12 protein-coding genes and 1 tRNA gene are annotated in these 17009 nt (G+C 64.1%); 6 read left to right on the top strand and 7 right to left on the bottom strand.

Annotated features, from left to right (window positions below; genetic code table 11):
- Window position 1: 1 nt before the first annotated feature.
- The gene (locus tag ACSBOB_RS19240) at window positions 2-502 is read left to right on the top strand and encodes a hypothetical protein (protein ID WP_442577699.1); all 501 of its coding nucleotides are present in this window, start codon (window positions 2-4) and stop codon (window positions 500-502) included.
- Window positions 503-551: 49 nt separating this feature from the next.
- Here the strand turns inward: ACSBOB_RS19240 and ACSBOB_RS19235 are convergent, their stop codons facing one another.
- The 5 genes from ACSBOB_RS19235 to ACSBOB_RS19215 all read right to left on the bottom strand — a co-directional run bounded on the left by ACSBOB_RS19235 (window position 552) and on the right by ACSBOB_RS19215 (window position 6037).
- Window positions 552-2426, bottom strand: coding sequence for a L,D-transpeptidase family protein (locus ACSBOB_RS19235; RefSeq protein ID WP_442577698.1), 1875 nt, complete (start codon window positions 2424-2426; stop codon window positions 552-554).
- 307 nt (window positions 2427-2733) lie between these two features.
- The gene (locus ACSBOB_RS19230; RefSeq protein WP_442577697.1) at window positions 2734-2991 is read right to left on the bottom strand and encodes a hypothetical protein; all 258 of its coding nucleotides are present in this window, start codon (window positions 2989-2991) and stop codon (window positions 2734-2736) included.
- 570 nt (window positions 2992-3561) lie between these two features.
- Window positions 3562-3638 (bottom strand) — tRNA-Asp (locus ACSBOB_RS19225).
- 176 nt (window positions 3639-3814) lie between these two features.
- Complete coding sequence (locus ACSBOB_RS19220; protein ID WP_442577696.1) at window positions 3815-5071, bottom strand: M23 family metallopeptidase; 1257 nt, start codon at window positions 5069-5071, stop codon at window positions 3815-3817.
- A gap of 486 nt (window positions 5072-5557) precedes the next feature.
- Window positions 5558-6037: a peroxiredoxin gene (locus ACSBOB_RS19215; protein ID WP_442577695.1), complete on the bottom strand. Its 480-nt coding sequence runs from the start codon at window positions 6035-6037 to the stop codon at window positions 5558-5560.
- Between the two features lie 237 nt (window positions 6038-6274).
- Here ACSBOB_RS19215 and ACSBOB_RS19210 point away from each other — a divergent pair, with 237 nt between their 5' ends.
- Both ACSBOB_RS19210 and ACSBOB_RS19205 read left to right on the top strand, forming a co-directional pair.
- Window positions 6275-9556 carry a hypothetical protein gene (locus ACSBOB_RS19210; protein WP_442577694.1) on the top strand — a complete coding sequence of 1094 codons (3282 nt, stop codon included), beginning with the start codon at window positions 6275-6277 and terminating at the stop codon, window positions 9554-9556.
- 256 nt (window positions 9557-9812) lie between these two features.
- On the top strand, window positions 9813-10259 hold the full coding sequence (locus ACSBOB_RS19205) for a hypothetical protein (RefSeq protein ID WP_442577693.1): 447 nt from the start codon (window positions 9813-9815) through the stop codon (window positions 10257-10259).
- 297 nt (window positions 10260-10556) lie between these two features.
- Here ACSBOB_RS19205 and tyrS read toward each other — a convergent pair whose 3' ends face one another.
- Window positions 10557-11810 (bottom strand): tyrosine--tRNA ligase, encoded by a 1254-nt coding sequence (tyrS, locus tag ACSBOB_RS19200; protein WP_442577692.1) that lies wholly within the window; start codon window positions 11808-11810, stop codon window positions 10557-10559.
- A gap of 99 nt (window positions 11811-11909) precedes the next feature.
- On the opposite strand from tyrS, the gene ACSBOB_RS19195 reads away from it, so the two are divergent.
- Both ACSBOB_RS19195 and ACSBOB_RS19190 read left to right on the top strand, forming a co-directional pair.
- The gene (locus ACSBOB_RS19195) at window positions 11910-13040 is read left to right on the top strand and encodes an anhydro-N-acetylmuramic acid kinase (RefSeq protein ID WP_442577691.1); all 1131 of its coding nucleotides are present in this window, start codon (window positions 11910-11912) and stop codon (window positions 13038-13040) included.
- A gap of 159 nt (window positions 13041-13199) precedes the next feature.
- Entirely contained in the window at window positions 13200-14564 is a 1365-nt protein-coding gene (locus ACSBOB_RS19190; protein ID WP_442577690.1) for an esterase-like activity of phytase family protein, read from the top strand.
- A gap of 388 nt (window positions 14565-14952) precedes the next feature.
- Here ACSBOB_RS19190 and ACSBOB_RS19185 read toward each other — a convergent pair whose 3' ends face one another.
- Entirely contained in the window at window positions 14953-15627 is a 675-nt protein-coding gene (locus ACSBOB_RS19185) for an alpha/beta hydrolase (protein WP_442577689.1), read from the bottom strand.
- 210 nt (window positions 15628-15837) lie between these two features.
- Here ACSBOB_RS19185 and ACSBOB_RS19180 point away from each other — a divergent pair, with 210 nt between their 5' ends.
- Window positions 15838-17001 carry a cysteine desulfurase family protein gene (locus ACSBOB_RS19180; protein WP_442583771.1) on the top strand — a complete coding sequence of 388 codons (1164 nt, stop codon included), beginning with the start codon at window positions 15838-15840 and terminating at the stop codon, window positions 16999-17001.
- The last annotated feature ends 8 nt before the right edge of the window (window positions 17002-17009 follow it).

The following is a 17009-nucleotide window of genomic DNA, read 5'->3' as shown; positions in this document are numbered from 1 at the left end:
ATTGTCGACTTTCGTTCATGTGCTGAAGCGGTTGCTTCTGGCGACCTGCGGCTATCTCGTCGCCCTGATCGTCGGGCTGGTCGCAGCCGCCATCATCTACGGGTTGGCGTCGACCCTTCCCGGTGCGCCCGACCATTTCGCGGTCATGTCGCTCGGCGCGTTCTTCATGCTGATGGCGCCGCCGATCGGCGTGTTCGTGCTCGCCGTCGCCTTCGCGGCGACCGTCACGCAGACGCTGCTGACCGCGCTGGTCTCGGAACTGTTCGCCCTGCGCGCCGCCTGGGTCCACATGCTGTTCGGCGCAATCGTGTCGGCCAGCGGTTTCACGCTGATCAGCGATAGTCTCGAAGACCTGACGACGCGAAGCCTCCATGCCGAGGTGGCGATATTCGCCGCCAGCGGCCTGATTGGCGGCCTGGTCTACTGGCTGATCGCCGGCCGCGCCGCAGGGTTCAGGCGACCGCCGCCGCCCTGGCCGCCGGAAGCCGGTTTCCCGCAATAGCAAAAGCATGCTGGACGGCGGTTTTTTGCGCCACCGCCGCGGCAACGTCTCAGCTTCCCGGGGCCCGCGCCGCCTCGGTCGCGTCGAGCGCCAGCCTGAGCTTCGAGTCGCGATCGTAGACGTCGCCGAAATATTCGACCTTGCCATCCATCGTCGGCCAGGCGGTGAAATAGGCGATGTAGACCGGAATCTTGGCCGTCACCTTTTCGGTCGAGTGGCCGAGCTTGAGCTTCTGCGCGACATGGTCGACGGATGTGCCGAGCACGGCTGCCGCCATGCCGCGCGGATCCTGCAGGCGGATGCAGCCATGGCTGAAGGCACGCGAGTCGCGCTGGAAGAGGTTCTTCACCGGCGTGTCGTGCATGTAGATCGCATGTTCGTTCGGGAACAGGATCTTCAACTCACCCAATGCATTGGCCTCGCTGGGCGTCTGGCGGATACCGTAGGGCACCTTGGCTCCATACTGTCCCCAGTCGACCGCCGATGACGGGATCCGTTTTCCCTTGGCATCCGTCACCTCGTAGCCGGCGCGGTCGAGATAGCCAGGGTCGCGGCGCAGGCGCGGCAGCATCTCGTTGACGATGATCGACTGCGGCACCCCCCAATAGGGGTTGTAGTCGACCTGCTCGATCTCGTCGTAGAAGAAGCTGGTCTGGGTAGCCGGCGCGCCGATGACGACGCGCATGTTCAGCTTTTCGGCGTCGCCGTCGATATAGCTCGCGGTGAAGGCCGGCTGGTTGACGAAGACGCGGGGACTGCCGAGTTCGGAAGGCAGCCAGCGAAGCTGTTCCAAAGCGATCCGCACCTTCTCGATGCGATCCGCCTTCGACGTGCCGGCAAGGGCGCTGACGGTGCGCGGGCCGACGACGCCGTCCGATTTCAGGCCCGCGCGCTGCTGCACGGCCTTGATCACCGGAACGAGCTCATCCGAATAGACTTCGCTTCCCCCCAGCCGCCACAAGGTCTCGCCGTATTCGCCCCCCAACTCGTCGTCGAGATCGCGGGCGACGAGGCCGATCAGCTTCGGCAATTCCGGGCTCGATTCGCCGGGTTTGAGCAAAAGCCTGGCGTCGACACGCACCTCATTGTCGGCGCCGCTGGCTTCCAGCGATTCGAGCTCCACGCGAAGCGCCTGGTATTCGGGGTGCTGGGGATGCCGGGTCTCCAGGTAGGTGCGGATCTCGGACATATGCGACAAGCTGTTCAAGGCGCCCACGAGGTCGAGCGGCTTGGCGGGGAAGTCGTAATAGCCGGAGATGCGGTTCGGATCGACCCGACCCATCGTGGCGTCGCGGACATAACGCAGGACGCGTGCCGACAGCGCCATCTCGAAGCGGATCAGGTCGCGCTGCCGCGCCTGCGGATCGAGCCCGGACGCATCCGAAGGCGGAACCGCGACCAGGTAGTCGGCAGGATCCAGGCCGTAGCTGCCCGCCTCGCCGAGCACGCGGAGCGCTTCGGTGGCGCGTGCATTGGGGGCGGCCTGGTCGACCCAGACAAAATTGCGGTTGCCGGCGTAGTAGCCGGTCAGCGCGGCGGCAATCTCCTTCTCTGCGAACAGCTCGAAATCGTCGAGGCCGCCAACCGCGTCATCGAAGCTTATGGCTCCCGTCGCAGGCTGGTAGCCGATCGGCATGGCGACGCGCGTCAGCGGCGAGAAATCGACCCGCACCAGCCGGTCGGCCTTGTAGGTGTTGTAGCCAGGGCCGGTTATCTTCGGGGCCGCGGCAGCCTGCTGCCTAGGTTGCTTCGCCCGCTTCACGGGGGGCGGAGGCGGGAAGTCAGAAGGTCGCGTCTTCTTGAGGCCGCCGCCGAACAGCGTTTCGAGCAGCGTCTGGGCCTGGGCATCGGGGACGCCGGCCGAAAGGGCCAGGGCCAGGGCCGCAAGCGATACGATCGACATCCAGGCCGGCTTCGACGTCATCGCGTCCCCCAAAAATTCTCGTTGCGCCGACGGCGCAAATATCGACGCCCGCTGCCTGTCGTCATCCAGCCTGATGGCGGATGTCGGGCGAACTATAACCAGTCTGCCCGACACAGTTAAGTTTTTATGAAAGCGGCACCTGCGTCGGACGATGCCTGCGGCGTTTCGCGGCAGCGCTGCTTGCCAGCGGATTGGCACCGGAACCGCCTGCGGCTTTCCAGCCGCGAGTGGTCCGGTCCGTTCGATGGTTCGGAGCGACCTTGTCTTCGTCGCCGCGTGCCGGGAGACCGGCAGGTCGCCAAAGCGGTCAGATCACCACGAAGTCGGCATGGGTCAGGGAAAGACCTGCCGACAAGGTGGCGAAATGGATGGCCGCCGCCGCCCCGCCATTGCCATCCGCATCGTAACAGAGCTCGCCGGTATCCGTCTCGTAGATGATCCGGTCGTTCGAATCACCTGCGGCTCCTAAGTTGCTGGCCCGCAAATCCGTGCCTGCCGGCGCAGGACCTGATGTTCCGAGAATGAGTTGCGCCGGGAATGGGCGCGCTTTGGTGATGGGGCTCATGTAACGTTGCGCAGCCATCCGAGAACTTGGAAATAGTGTTGAATACGGGCGGCGCGGCCTTTCGGCGTATCTGCCAGAGACGGCATACCTTGGATCGAAAGGAAATTCTGGTGGAAGCAGAACCCTCTGATCGAAAGGAACGATGCTTGGTTCTGCGAAAAATTTTCGTGTTGCCGTCGAACTAACTATTCGGTTACATGAATTTCTGAGCCTTGGCAGGGGGCATCGTGACCGACCCGAAAGTACGGACCGGATTGGAGTTGAATCGACTCTTCTATGAGGGGCGAGGCGACGAGTTCATCGAGATGTTCACCGACTATGTCGGACAGCGAAGAATCGTCGTCGGCGAAGAGGCCGTCATCAGATTGCTTGATATGGTCCGAACCATCCGACCGGAAAATCCTGGAACGAAACGCTCTGAGAGGTAGCGCGTCGCCGTTCGAACGGCACGAATTCCTCGGTCGCGGGTTCGATCCCGTGTCGCGGCATAGAGTATGGGAATTGAACCCATGCGTCACAATAAAAACGGAACATTAGATTAATGCAACGCCCTAAGGCATTGAAAACTAATGGCGCGAGTGACGGGGCTCGAACCCGCGACCTCCGGCGTGACAGGCCGGCACTCTAACCAACTGAGCTACACCCGCGCATCCAACGTCGGGCAAACCCGCGTTGTGGGCGTCCGATTAAGGGGTTCGCCGGAGAGTGTCAAGCGCGATAGAGCGAGCTTGTGCGATTTGCCCGACCTTTCGCCGGCCAAGCGTAAGATCGCTTTCGCCGCCCTGTGGAAAAGGCCGGATCGACCGGCTGCGGGAGGCTCGCTTCAAAGCAACTGGCTGAGTTTCTTGCCGATCTTGATGAAGCGCAGCGGGTCGACGGCCTGGCCGTCGCGCCTGACTTCGTAATGCAGATGCGGCCCGGTCGAACGCCCGCTGCTGCCGGTCAGCCCGACGACATCGCCCAGTTCCACCTTCTGGCCTTCCTTGACCTCGATACGGCTGAGATGGGCGAAACGGGTGGCGATGCCGTTGCCGTGGTCGATCTCCACCATCCGCCCATAGCCGCCGTTCCATCCTGCGATGGTCACCGTGCCCGGGGCGGTGGCGGTGGCGGCCGATCCCACCGGCGCGCGAAAATCCATGCCGGAATGCAGCGCCGGGGTCCCGAGGATCGGATCCTGGCGGACGCCGAACGTGCTGGAGATCGAAAGCCCCGGCGCCGGGTTGGCGATCGGCAGGCTCTTGGCCTGCTGCTTCACCTTGTCGAGCAGGTCGAGCGCGACGTCGAGTTCCTTGACCTTGGTGTCGAAAGCCTGGGCGTTGTCGATGGCGATCAGCGGGCCGCCCATGGCGGTCTTGCCGAAATCGGCGTCCACGGGCAGGCCAGCCTCTTCGAGGACATCCGAAATCTGGTCGGCGGTCTGGTAGGCGTCGTCGGCGAGCGTTGAGATCTTGGTGATCTGCTCGCTCTCGATGCTGCGTAGCGACTGGTTGATCGAAACGAACAGTTTGTCCGCCCGGTCTGCCGACGATTCGGACGGATCGTTGCCGTCGCGCGTCGACCATAGCGAGAATGGCGCGGCGTTTGCGGCGCCGGCATAGGCGAGGGCAGGGAGGCCGATGGCGGCATCGGCGCGCTCGTCCGGCCGTTCTTCGGGCGCGGGCGCAGAGTCGGACGTGGCGTCGGCATTCGCTTTTTCGAGGATGGGGCCGAGACGGCCGTGACGCTCGCTCAGTTTCGACTGCCGGGCCAGCAATTCGCCGACCTTCGTTTCCATGAGCTGCTGGTCGAGCAACTGGCGGCTGGTGATGCGGTCGACCTGCGCCCGCAGCGCCGAGATGCGGTCCTCGTAGGCGTGCTGCATGCGGGCCTGGCGGGCCACCGCAGCGCCGATCAGGTCGTCGCGGAAGACGAGATACGAGGTTGCGGCGAAATAACCCAGGGTGACCGCCGCGACGACCGAACCGGCCAGCGCCGCGATCCATGGACGAACCGTGAAATGACTGACCGAATTGCCTCGCGCGATGATGACGGTATGCGGTTCGCGACGCTTGCCGAAAACAGTTGATTGAGCCGTCATCTCGCGCCGAACTCCGCTTTGACACCCGTACAAGCGATGGCTGCATTACACATCGTTAGGGTTAACAAAGGCTTGCGGGCGACGCCGCTTGATTAATGATGAGCGCCCAACCGGACGGAATCGCGCCGGTCGTGAGGGGTGTGGCGATCCATCTCCGGTTGCCTTGCTCGGGAAACCGGAGAACACGGGTTCCACAAATGTCTCCTATGGAGATGCTGCATAGATTCCGAGCCTGGAGAGCATTCCGGCTGGCCATAGAAAAACCCGCCATTGCGGCGGGTTTCTTCTCGTCTTCAGAAATACAGGGACGAACTTATCTCATGAAGAACCAGAGAAGGATGATGATCGGTATCGGAACGCCCAGAAGCCACAGGACGATACTGCGCATAGTGTTTTCTCCCGCAATCGTTGTTCCTTTCCTAGAATGCGGAACATCGAAAAGGGTTCCTGACGGTCTTCTTCCCAGGAGGTTATTTGCCTCCCGAATCAGGATGGCGCCCTCAGGTCGCGCACGGCCTGCAGCACTTCGGCGGCGTGGCCGCGTACCCGGACCTTGCGCCAGGCGCGGACTATGCGGCCGTCGGCGCCGATGAGATAGGTGGTGCGCTCCACGCCCATGTATTTGCGGCCGTACAGGCTCTTCTCCACCCAGACGCCATAGGCGTTGGCGGCTGTCAGTTCCTCGTCGGAGACGAGGTCGATGGACAGCGCGTGCTTGGAGGCGAACTTGGCGTGCTTGTTCGGATTGTCGGGCGACACGCCGATGACGGTCGCGCCGGCGGCCTCGAACTCGGCCTTCAGCGCCGAGAAGTCGATGGCTTCGGCGGTGCAGGCCGTGGTGTCGTCCTTCGGATAGAAATAGAGAACCACCGGCCGGCCGCGCAGGTCGGCGAGATGGAACGTCCCGCCGCCGCCGCGTGGCAACGACACATCCGGAGCCATGTCGCCCGCTGCCAGTTCAGCCATATGGATGCCCTTCTTTGCAATTATGTGTATGAAGTGGGCTTATAATCCGGCGGCGGGATTCGTCCATGCCGGTATCGCAATCTGGAAGCCGATCCGGTTCACCCACGCCAGGAACCCATCAAGAGCCGCGCGTTGAATCACGAGCAGCCCAAGCATCACAAGATCCGGTTTCGGCGGCACGAAATCACCAATCTTTCCGCGCTGCCTTCCGCGCATGGGCAGCAATCGCACTGGCGCATGGAACGCACCCGACGTGGGGCGCTCCGCGCCTGCATCTTCGCAGCGGCCGGCGTTGGATGCCTCCTGCTCCTTTGCGTTGCGGCGGTCGCCTTTCTGGTCAACTCGGACTGGGGCACGGAGACGCTGCGGGTGCAGGCGGAACGGACCGTCCAGGCGATCGCGGGCGAACAGGCCAGCGCGGCGGTCGGCCCGGCTCGCATCGCGTTCGGCGCCCGGCATCCGGTCGGCCTGCAACTGGCCAATATCAATCTGAAGAACGCCGAAAGCCTGACGACCATAGCCGATGTCGGGACGGTCGACTTCGGCATAAGGCTGCTGCCGCTGCTGACGGGAAACCTGCAACTGGGCAGCGCGTCGATATCGGACGCCACCATCACCGCCTCGGCGATGCCGGCGGCGAAGGCCGACTGGACGAGCGCCCTGCGCGACGCGCGTGGGCTGATCGAGCCCGACCTTGTCGTCGCCGCCGTGTTCCAGCCGATCCATGCGGCCTTCGACGCGATCGATTCGGGAATGCTGTCCGAGCTTGGACTGCACAACATCCGCGTGATCCTGCCGGAGGGCGAAAGGCTGCGCGCCGTCAGGATCGTCGACGGCACGCTGGACCGCATTTCCGACGGCACATTGCAGATCTCGATCGAGGCGGATGTCGACGGCAGGCGCGTCGTGCTTGCCGGTACGGCAACGCGGGAGGCGGCATCGAGGCGCATCAGCAGTCTCGACCTGTCGATCGTCAGCGAGGCGTTGCCCGAGGTCATCGGCGACGGCCAGCCGGAAAGCGCGGGGCGCCTGGGCGCGGCGACCCTCTCGGTCACGGGAAGCGAACAAGCCGCGGGGCAGGGCCAGCAGTTGAAGCTGTCGGGCGTGATCGAGAAGTCGCAGGTCGACTTCGGCGCCCGCGGCGTGTTCACCGGCAACATGCAGGTCGACGCAACGCTCGCCACCGGCACGGGCAAGGTCGAGATCGACCGGCTGCTCGTCCAGACCGGCCGCAATTCGCTTGAATTCAACGGAGCCTTCGGACCTCGACCGCCGACAGGAAAGGCCGGCGACACGCCGGTCTATCGCTACGAACTGGTGAGCACGAAGACGGTGGTGCAGCCGTCCGATTCGCCGGAACCCGCGCTGGATTTCCAGGCGCAGGTCGAAGGCACGCTCGATCCCGCGACGCGCATCGTTTCCGCCGACCGGATCGTCGTCAAGAGCGGCGAGGGCGAGGCGCTGGGCACCGCCAAGGTGGAACTGGCGAAGGGTCTGGCTCCTGGCGTGGCGCTCGCCTTTTCTGTCCGTGACATGCAGGTCGCCGACGCAAAGCAATTGTGGCCCTGGTTCGCGGCGAACAAGGCGCGCGACTGGGTCCTCGACCATCTGTTCGGCGGCAAGCTGCATGAGGCGTCGATCGAGTTCCGCGTGCTGCCCGGACGTCTGGGCAATGGGGTGCCGCTATCGGCCGAGGAGATCGGGGGGCGTTTCGCGGTTGAGGACACGCGCTTCGACACGTTCGGAAAACTGCCGCCCATCCGCGACGCCAACGGCGTGGTCGAGGTTCGCGGTTATGATGTGGACGTGACACTCTCGTCCGGCACGGTCTACTTGCCGAGCGGCCAGTCGGTGGCGGGCAAGAACGGCACGCTTGCGTTCAGAAAATCCAATCGCCCGCCGGTCATCGGCAAACTCGACATAGACATCGAGGGCGAGGCAAGCGCCGTTGCCGAATTCGCGTCGCTCGATCCGATCAACGCCATGCGCTTCCTGCCGCTGGAGCCGGGCGACCTGTCGGGCCAGGTGTCGGGCCATGTGATCGCCGATATCCCGCTCCAGAAAGGGGTCGATCCGAAAAGCCTCCAGTGGATCGTCGATCTCGACTATCGGGACCTGTCGATCGCCAAGCCTTTTTCCGGCCAGACGCTGATCGACGCCGACGGCAAGCTGACGGTGGAACCGACGCAGGCGACCATGTCGGCCAAGGGCCTGTTGAACGGCATACCGGCGACCCTCGCGATGGTCGAGCCGCTGCGGCCGGAGGGGCCGCAGCGCGACAGGAGAATCGAACTCACGCTCGACGATGCGGCGCGCAGGAAACTGGCGCCCGGTCTCGATTCGCTGATCTCGGGACCGGTGAAGGTTCAGGTCGACGATGACGGAGACGTCCGCAACATCGCCGCCGACCTGACCAATGCCAAGCTGGACATCCCCTGGGCAGGATGGAGCAAGGGTGCCGGCGTCGCGGCGGCGGCCGAGTTCGCGATGCTGACCACGGACAAGAACACCAGGCTTTCCGGCTTCGAACTGACCGGCAACTCCTTCTCGATCGTCGGCGACATGACGCTGAGCGGTGGGCAACTGGCCTCGGCGCGGCTCGACAAGGTGCGTCTCAACCGCGACGACGAGGTCAAGGTGGCGATCGACCGGTCCGGCAAGGGTTACAAGATCGGCATCACCGGAAGCGGCTTCGATGCCCGGCCGGTCATCAAGAGTTTTCTATCCGATTCCAACGGCAAGGGAGGCGCGGGCAGCCGTTCCAGTTTTTCACTGGATGTCGACGTCGCCCGGGTGACCGGCTTCAATGGCGAGATGCTGTCCGGCGTCAAGCTCGAAGCCGATGGCTCGCGGGTCTCGGTTACCGCTGCGTCCGGTTCCGGCGGCGCCGTCACTTTCTCCAGTGGCGGCGACGGCAGCAGCAAGCAACTGCGAATGCAGGCGGCGGACGCCGGGGCGATCCTGCGCTTCCTCGACCTCTACAAGAACATGCGAGGCGGCACGATCAAGGTGGCGCTTGCCGGCAGCGGCGACGGCGGCATGTCGGGCCAGGTCGACGCCCGCAACTTCTCGGTCGTCAACGAGCCGAGGCTGGCGTCGATCCTGTCGACCCCGCCGGCCGGCAGCGACCGCAGCCTCAACGATGCCGTTCGCAAGGAGATCGACGTATCCAGCGTCTCCTTCGAGCGCGGCTACGCGCAGATCGCAAGGGGCGAGGGCTATCTCAAGCTTGCGAACGGCGTGGTGCGTGGCCCGCAGATCGGCGCGACCTTCCAGGGCACGCTCTACGATCAACGCGGCAGGATGGACATGACCGGCACCTTCATGCCGGCCTATGGCTTGAATCGCATCTTCGGCGAATTGCCGCTGATCGGCGATCTTCTCGGCAACGGGCGCGACCGCGGCCTGATCGGCGTGACTTTCAAGCTCGACGGCGACGCCAAGTCGCCACGCCTTCAGGTCAACCCGCTGTCGGTCATGGCGCCAGGTATTTTCAGGCAGATTTTCGAGTTCAATTGAACCGGCCCAGGCAGGTTCGGCCGGCTGCGCCCGCGGATCAGCGATGGTCCTTCCGGATAGCACAAATCGCCGCCGTGGCGTAAACCCGGCAGCCGATCCACTTATACGGACGGCATTTGAATTTGACCGCCGCCGGTATCGGGCATTGCCGGTCTTCCACACTGACACGATGCGATGCTGGAGGCGGAGGAGATAGGAAAAATTTCCTTGCTCATTTCCACCTCTCTGCTATTGTGTGCCTCGAACGGAGGCTGGAATGGACCGCGCGGAACGCGAAAATGAGCAGGAGACGCTGAAGGGCATCGCAGCGGTGCTGCTCAAGCTGGCTGTTCTGGCCGAGTTCCTTTGCGTCCTGCCGCTCCCGCTTCGCGTGCTGGTGTTGGCGCTCTTGCGGCCGGCCGAGGCCGTTGCACGGGCGTTTGCTATCGAGCAGAGCGGCGGCGCGCTTGCCTTGCCCCCGACTGTGGTCCGCGGAGCGGATGGCGATGGCTGCGCCGAGGCTTTGCATCTTGCCCGCTGCTTGCGCGCGCTGGCCATCGTCTTCTGCGGTCTGCAGAATCTTTTCGCCGGGCGGCGGCCGTTTCGCGGCGGGACGAACCGGCGTCTTGCGCAAAGCGCGCCGGCGATGGCGTGGCGGGATCAGGCAATGAGGGCGCGGCACGCAATGGCCTCTCCTGGGGCGGGGCGCATCGATACGTCGTGACCGACGAACTGCATGCCGGGTTGACTTGTTGAGGATTCGAACGCCATCCGCCTGGTGCGCTTGGCGGCAGAGGTGTTGGTATTCCGATGCCAATGGTAAGGAGGGCTAACCGCCGTTGGAATTATAAGGCCGACGAGCCTGTTGAAACAAGCCGAGCCGCCTCTGAACGCCTCCGCGTCGGGAAGTTTCACGCCGCACCCGAAGCATAATAATCCTGTCCGCAATATGCGAAAGCAGCCGCTCGCATATCATCGGCCCATATCCGTACCAAAAGCCGGCATTGTCCGGCCGGCAATGTTACGCAGGCCGCACCAGCACGTGTTTCTTCTTGCCGACCGACAGCTTTGCCACGCCGTCGGACGTTACATCGGCAGAAGTCACAGAGCGGCGCTCGTCCTGGACCGGCTGGTCGTTGAGACGCACCGCTCCGCCCTGCACGTGACGGCGCGCCTCGCCGTTTGAAGCGGCGAGCCCGGCCTTGACCAGCAGGGCGAGCAGACCGATGCCCGCCTGAAGCTCCGATCCGGAGACCTCGATGGTCGGCAGCGTGTCGGCCAGCGCACCTTCCTCGAAGGTTTTGCGCGCCGTCTCGGCAGCCTGCTCGGCGGCGTCGCGGCCATGCACGATCGCGGTCGCCTCGGTGGCGAGCACCTTCTTCGCTTCATTGATCTCGTTGCCGCCGAGCGCTGCAAGCCTTGCGATCTCGTCGAGCGGCAGGCGGGTGAAGATCTTCAGGAAACGCTCGACGTCGGCGTCCTCGGTGTTGCGCCAGTATTGCCAGAAATCGTAGGGCGAGAAGAGGTCGCCGTTGAGCCACACGGCGCCCTTGGCCGACTTGCCCATTTTTGCGCCGGAAGACGTGGTGAGCAGCGGCGTGGTCAGCGCGAAAAGCTGCTGGCCGCCCATGCGGTGGCTCAAATCGACGCCGTTGATGATGTTGCCCCACTGGTCGGAGCCGCCCATCTGCAGCCGGCAGTCGTAGCGGCGGCTGAGTTCGACGAAGTCGTAGCCCTGCAGGATCATGTAGTTGAATTCAAGGAAGGACAGCGACTGCTCGCGGTCGAGGCGCAGCTTCACGCTGTCGAAGGTCAGCATCCGGTTGACCGAGAAATGCCGGCCGACATCGCGCAGGAACTCGACATAGTTGAGTTTCAAGAGCCAGTCGGCGTTGTTGACCATGATCGCGTCGTTCGGGCCGTCGCCGAAGCGCAGGATGCGCGAGAAGATTTTCTTGATGCCCTCGATGTTCTCATTGATCTTTTCCGCCGTCAGCAGGCCGCGCTGCTCGTCGCGAAAGGACGGGTCACCGATCATCGAGGTGCCACCGCCCATCAGGGCGATCGGGCGGTGCCCGGTCTCCTGCATCCAGTAGAGCATGGTTGCGGAAATCAGATTGCCGATATGCAGGCTGGTCGCGGTCGCGTCGTAGCCGACATAGGCGGTCACGGTCTCTTTCAGGAACAATTCGTCCAGCGCGGCCTCGTCGGAGACCTGGTGGATAAAACCGCGCTCGGAGAGGATGCGCAGGAAATCGGATTTGAAGGCGGGCATGACGGCGTTCCGGAAGACGATACGGGAGGACCGCGCATGGCGCGCGCGGCTGCGGGCCTTTAGCATCGGCGGGCTGGGAATCACAAGGACGGCATCGAAATGAGCCTTATTGCAGCGATCGGCCTGATGAGCGGCACGTCGATGGACGGCATCGACCTCGCCATGCTGCGCAGCGACGGCGAGAATCTTGTCGAGCGTGGGCCGTCCTTGTTCGTGCCCTACGACGCTGCGTTTCGCCGGCGCATCGAAGCGGGGCTGGAGGACGCGAAGGCGATTGTGCGCCGTGACGAGCGGCCGGGCGATCTGGCTGCTTTGGAGCGCGACATCACCGGCCGGCATGCTGACGCAGTCGCTCTCTTTCTCCGCAACGGGGCGAAAGACTGGGGCACGCCGGAAATCATCGGATTTCATGGCCAGACGGTGCTGCACCGGCCCTATTTGGGCCTGACCGTGCAGATCGGCGACGGGCTGTTGCTGTCGGCGCGCACCGGCATTCCCGTCGTCTACGACATGCGTGCCAACGACATGCTGTTCGGCGGGCAGGGGGCGCCTTTGGTGCCGGCCTATCACGCGGCGCTAGCGCGCTCGCTGCCGCCGGGATTTTCCGGCCGCTACCCCGTCGTCTTTGTCAATATCGGCGGCATTTCCAACATCACCTATGTGCCCGCCGAGGGCGATCCCATCGCCTTCGACACCGGTCCCGGCAACACGCTGATCGACCAGTGGGTTTCACGCGAGGGCGGCGTGCCTTACGATGCCGGCGGAGCGATCGCCAGCGAGGGGGGCGTCGTTGGGTATGTTGTGGATGCGTATCTTGATGCACCGTTCTTCAACAAGCCAGGACCCAAGTCGCTTGACCGCAACGATTTCACGCTGGAGAAGGCGAGGGGTCTCGAACTGGCCGACGGCGCGCGCACGCTGGCCGCCGTCTCCGCCGAAGCGATCCTGAAAAGCGCCGAGCACATGCCGGAAAAGCCGAAACTGTGGATCATCTGCGGCGGCGGGCGCAAGAACCCACATATCGTGGGCGATATGCGCAAAGGTGCCGGGCCAGCTGGCGCCGAGGTGGTGCTGGCGGAAGATGTCGGGCTGGACGGCGACGCCACGGAGGCGGAAGCGTGGGCCTATCTGGCCGTGCGTTCGCTGAAGGGACTTCCGCTCACATTCCCGACCACCACCGGATGCCGCGAAGCGGTCAGTGGCGGTGTGCTTGCGGACGGGAACGCCTGACGCAATCATCGAGGCCAAAGCTGTAATCTCGTGCTGCTCTGCGTTCCCCTCGAAGCGTGACCGGGGAACGTCATCGAAGTTTCATCCAAGCTTCAATCGCCCGACACGTGGCGGCCATAGCGCTGGCGGTGTTTCATCCTCCAGCCAGGTTTCATCACCATGCGACGCTCCCTACTCGCGGCTGCCGCCGCCATCGCCCTGACCGGCACGGCAACCCTTGCCATCGCCCAGGAAAAGCAGTTCGACGCAAAACTCGCCGGCCAGGCCATCCTGCCCGCCAACACCATCATCAAGGCACCTGAGAACGCGCCTGAGCATCTTCAGACCGTCGGAAAATTCTCGACGCCGGACCGCAAGCGCGCCGCCGCACTCGGCAGCGTGCCGGCCAAGGACGGCGTCCGCCTGACCGGCCTGTCGCTGCCCTTCGACGGTCAGGCCGTGCAGGGCCTGTCCGGCATCAAGACCATCGGCGACGGCACCTACTGGACCATCTCCGACAACGGTCTTGGCAACAAGCTGAACTCGACCGATGCGGCGCTGATGATCCACCGTATCAAGCCGGACTGGAGCACCGGGGCCGTCGAGCGCCTGGAAACCATCTTCCTGACCGACCCGGACAAGAAGGCGCCGTTCCCGATCGTGCTGGAAGGCAGCGACACCCGCTTCCTGACCGGCGGCGACTTCGACGTGGAATCGGTGCAGCCGGTGGCCGACGGTTTCTGGATCGGCGAGGAATTCGGGCCTTACCTGATCAAGGTCGACCTGCAGGGCAAGCTCCTCGACGTGATCGACACGGTCGTCGACGGCAAGCCGGTTCTGTCGCCCGACAATCCGAAAGTGACGCTGCAGGCGAACCCGGCCGCGCCGACGCCGAAATTCAACGTGAAGCGTTCGGGCGGCTATGAAGGCCTCGCCCAGGCGCCGGACGGCTCGAAGCTCTACGCCTTGCTCGAAGGCCCGCTCTATGGCGACGACGGCAAGGTCGAGCAGGCCAACGGCCGGACTGCTCTGCGTGTGATCGAATTCGACGTCGCGTCGAAGTCGTGGACCGGCCGTAGCTGGCTTTATCCGCTCGCGGAGGGTGGTGAGGCCATCGGCGACTTCAACATGATCGACGCCACGACGGCGCTGGTGATTGAGCGGGATAACGGCGCGGGCGTTGCGGATAAAGCCTGCGTGGACGCCAAGAACCCGACGCCGGATTGCTTCGCCACCCCTGCCAAACTGAAGCGCATCTACAAGATCGAGATGAACGACGCCAATGTCGGCGGTTCGGTCCGCAAGATCGGTTACATCGACCTGATGAAGGTGCCTGATCCCGACAACAGGAAGCGCCAGGGCGGCGGCGAGGGGTTCTACGACATGCCTTTCGTCACCATCGAGAATGTCGACGTGGTCGATGGCACGCATATCATCGTCGGCAACGACAACAACTTGCCGTTCTCGGCCGGGCGCGCGCTCGACAAGGCCGACGACAATGAGCTCGTTCTGCTCGAGGTCGGCGAGTTCCTGAAGGCGAAGTAAGACTTGAATGCGGGCGGCCCGGCGTCGGCAGGGCCGCCTCCGCCCCTCTGTAGCGCGGGACATCGTACCGTCGTTGCAATTCCCGTCATGGCCGGCTCTGCATGACTTTGGCCGTCAATCCGCTCGGCTCCGCGAACGGCGGCACGCCTCGCCCCGGCAGGCTGGGCGGCTGGGCCAAGGTCATACCGGACTATCTCACGGGGCTTGCCGCGCTGTCGCGTCGAAACACGGCCCAACACCGTTGCTGAACTCACGCGCCGCCATGCCGTCGGCGGACGGCTGCCCGCATTAAAGAAATCGGCGCGGGTATTCTGGTGGAGTTGGAACCTGTCTCGGCCCCAATCAGGGCGGCGCTTGCAGCCCGCCCCACCGGGTTCCGGAACCTGTTTCAGCGCAGCCGCTTCGGGCGCGGATCGGCCAGTTGGCCGGCGAGGCGCTTGTCCAGATAGTCGGCGCATTCGTCCAGCAGGATCTGCGGGTCGTTGGAGAAGAAGTGATTGGCGCCGGGCAGCGTCTTCTGGGTGATGGTGATGCCTTTTTGCGCATGCAGCTTGTCGACCAGACCCTGCACGTCCTTCGGCGGCGCCACCTTGTCGGAATCGCCATGGATGATCAGGCCCGACGACGGGCAAGGCGCCAGGAACGAGAAGTCATAGGTGTTGGGCTGCGGCGCGACCGAGATGAAGCCTTCGATCTCCGGACGGCGCATCAGCAACTGCATGCCGATCCAGGCGCCGAACGAATAGCCGGCGACCCAGCAGCTTTTCGAATCGGGATGCAGCGACTGGATCCAGTCGAGCGCGGCGGCGGCATCGGACAGTTCGCCCATGCCGTGGTCGAATTCGCCCTGGCTGCGGCCGATGCTGCGGAAATTGAAGCGCAGCGTGGTGAAATTGCGCTTCTGGAACATATAGAACAGGTCGTAGACGATCTTGTTGTTCATCGTCCCGCCGAACTGCGGATGCGGATGCAGCACGATGGCGATCGGCGCGCTTTTCTCGGTGGACGGCTGGTAACGACCTTCCAGACGGCCTGCCGGACCGGCAAAAATCACCTCGGGCATTGTTTACTCCACATCTTCGATTTATGGGCCGCCCGTCGGTCACAATCCCGGCTTCGGCCTTGACGCGTCGGATGCGTCTACCTACAAGCTAGTTTAGAACTGTTCAAAAGTGACGAACGAGCAATTTTCTCGGGTAGATAGGATGTCTTGCATCGCAAGTTCAAGGAAATTGCGATGCCATGCGATCTTTCCGACGGAACCCGTGTGAAGATGGCCGAGCCGCGTGCCTATCTCGACTACAATGCCAGCGCGCCGCTGCTTCCCGCGGCGCGGGCGGCGATGCTTGCCGCCCTGGACATGACGGGCAACGCCTCGTCAGTGCATGGCGAGGGCCGCGCCGCGCGGCGGCTGGTCGAGGAAGCGCGCGCCGATGTCGCCGCGCTGGCGGGCGGCAGGCCGGAGCATGTGGTCTTCACGTCGGGCGCAACCGAGGCCGCGACGACCTTGCTGACGCCGGACTGGCGCATGGGCCGCAGTCCTTTGCGCATGTCGCGGCTCTATGTGTCGGCGGCCGATCATCCGTGCATCCTCTCCGGCGGACGGTTTCCCGCCGAGCAGGTCAGCCGTATCGGCGTCGACGGCGACGGCATTCTTGATCTTGCCGCGCTGGAAACGGCGTTGGCTGCGCACGACAAAAGCGACGGTCTGCCGCTGGTGGCGGTGCATGCGGCGAACAACGAGACAGGCGTGCTGCAGCCGGTTGGCAGGATTTCCGACCTTGTGAAGGCTGCCGGTGGCGTTCTGGTCGTCGATGCGGTGCAGGCGGCAGGACGTATTCCGCTCGACATTACAGGGTCTTGCGGGGATTTCCTGATTCTGTCAGCGCACAAGATCGGCGGCCCGAAGGGCGTCGGCGCTTTCGTCGGCAAGGCCGATTTGATGATGCCTGTGCCGCTGGTCACCGGCGGCGGGCAGGAGAAGGGATTTCGGGCCGGCACGGAAAATCTGTCGGGCATTGCCGGTTTCGGTGCAGCGGCACGCCATGCAGCGTCCGCGCTGGCGGGCAACGAGGCGGTGCGGGCGAAGCGTAGTGTGATTGAAGCAGCCATTCTGCGGGCTGCTCCGGATGCAAAGATATTCGGGGCTGACGTCGAGCGGCTGGCCAACACGGTTTTCTTCGCCGTGCCCGGCGTCAAGGCCGAGACGGCGCAGATCGCCTTCGATCTTGCGGGCATCGCGGTGTCGGCCGGATCGGCCTGTTCGTCGGGCAAGGTCGGGCCGAGCCATGTGCTGAAGGCGATGGGCGTTTCGCAGCCGGAAGGCGGGTTGCGCGTGTCGATCGGCGAGGCAACCAGCGAGGCCGAGATCGAGCGCTTTGCAGCCGTGCTTGCACGATTGGCCGCGCGCCGCGGCGGAGAAATCCGCGCTGCATGAACCGGTCG

Origin of the sequence: Mesorhizobium sp. KACC 23794 (genome assembly GCF_052180275.1) — a bacterium.
In the GTDB taxonomy this organism is placed as follows: Bacteria; Pseudomonadota; Alphaproteobacteria; order Rhizobiales; family Rhizobiaceae; genus Kumtagia.
Note: the sequence above shows the minus strand (reverse complement) of the source record. Positions and strands in the feature narration are given on the sequence as shown.

Excerpts from the sequence above, each read along its gene's own strand:
- ACSBOB_RS19235 (WP_442577698.1), bottom strand. The coding sequence starts at position 2,426 with ATGACGTCGAAGCCGGCCTGGATGTCGATCGTATCGCTTGCGGCCCTG.
- ACSBOB_RS19230 (WP_442577697.1), bottom strand. The coding sequence starts at position 2,991 with ATGAGCCCCATCACCAAAGCGCGCCCATTCCCGGCGCAACTCATTCTC.
- ACSBOB_RS19220 (WP_442577696.1), bottom strand. The coding sequence starts at position 5,071 with ATGACGGCTCAATCAACTGTTTTCGGCAAGCGTCGCGAACCGCATACC.
- ACSBOB_RS19215 (WP_442577695.1), bottom strand. The coding sequence starts at position 6,037 with ATGGCTGAACTGGCAGCGGGCGACATGGCTCCGGATGTGTCGTTGCCA.
- ACSBOB_RS19210 (WP_442577694.1), top strand. The coding sequence starts at position 6,275 with ATGGAACGCACCCGACGTGGGGCGCTCCGCGCCTGCATCTTCGCAGCG.
- ACSBOB_RS19205 (WP_442577693.1), top strand. The coding sequence starts at position 9,813 with ATGGACCGCGCGGAACGCGAAAATGAGCAGGAGACGCTGAAGGGCATC.
- tyrS (WP_442577692.1), bottom strand. The coding sequence starts at position 11,810 with ATGCCCGCCTTCAAATCCGATTTCCTGCGCATCCTCTCCGAGCGCGGT.
- ACSBOB_RS19195 (WP_442577691.1), top strand. The coding sequence starts at position 11,910 with ATGAGCCTTATTGCAGCGATCGGCCTGATGAGCGGCACGTCGATGGAC.
- ACSBOB_RS19190 (WP_442577690.1), top strand. The coding sequence starts at position 13,200 with ATGCGACGCTCCCTACTCGCGGCTGCCGCCGCCATCGCCCTGACCGGC.
- ACSBOB_RS19185 (WP_442577689.1), bottom strand. The coding sequence starts at position 15,627 with ATGCCCGAGGTGATTTTTGCCGGTCCGGCAGGCCGTCTGGAAGGTCGT.
- ACSBOB_RS19180 (WP_442583771.1), top strand. The coding sequence starts at position 15,838 with ATGGCCGAGCCGCGTGCCTATCTCGACTACAATGCCAGCGCGCCGCTG.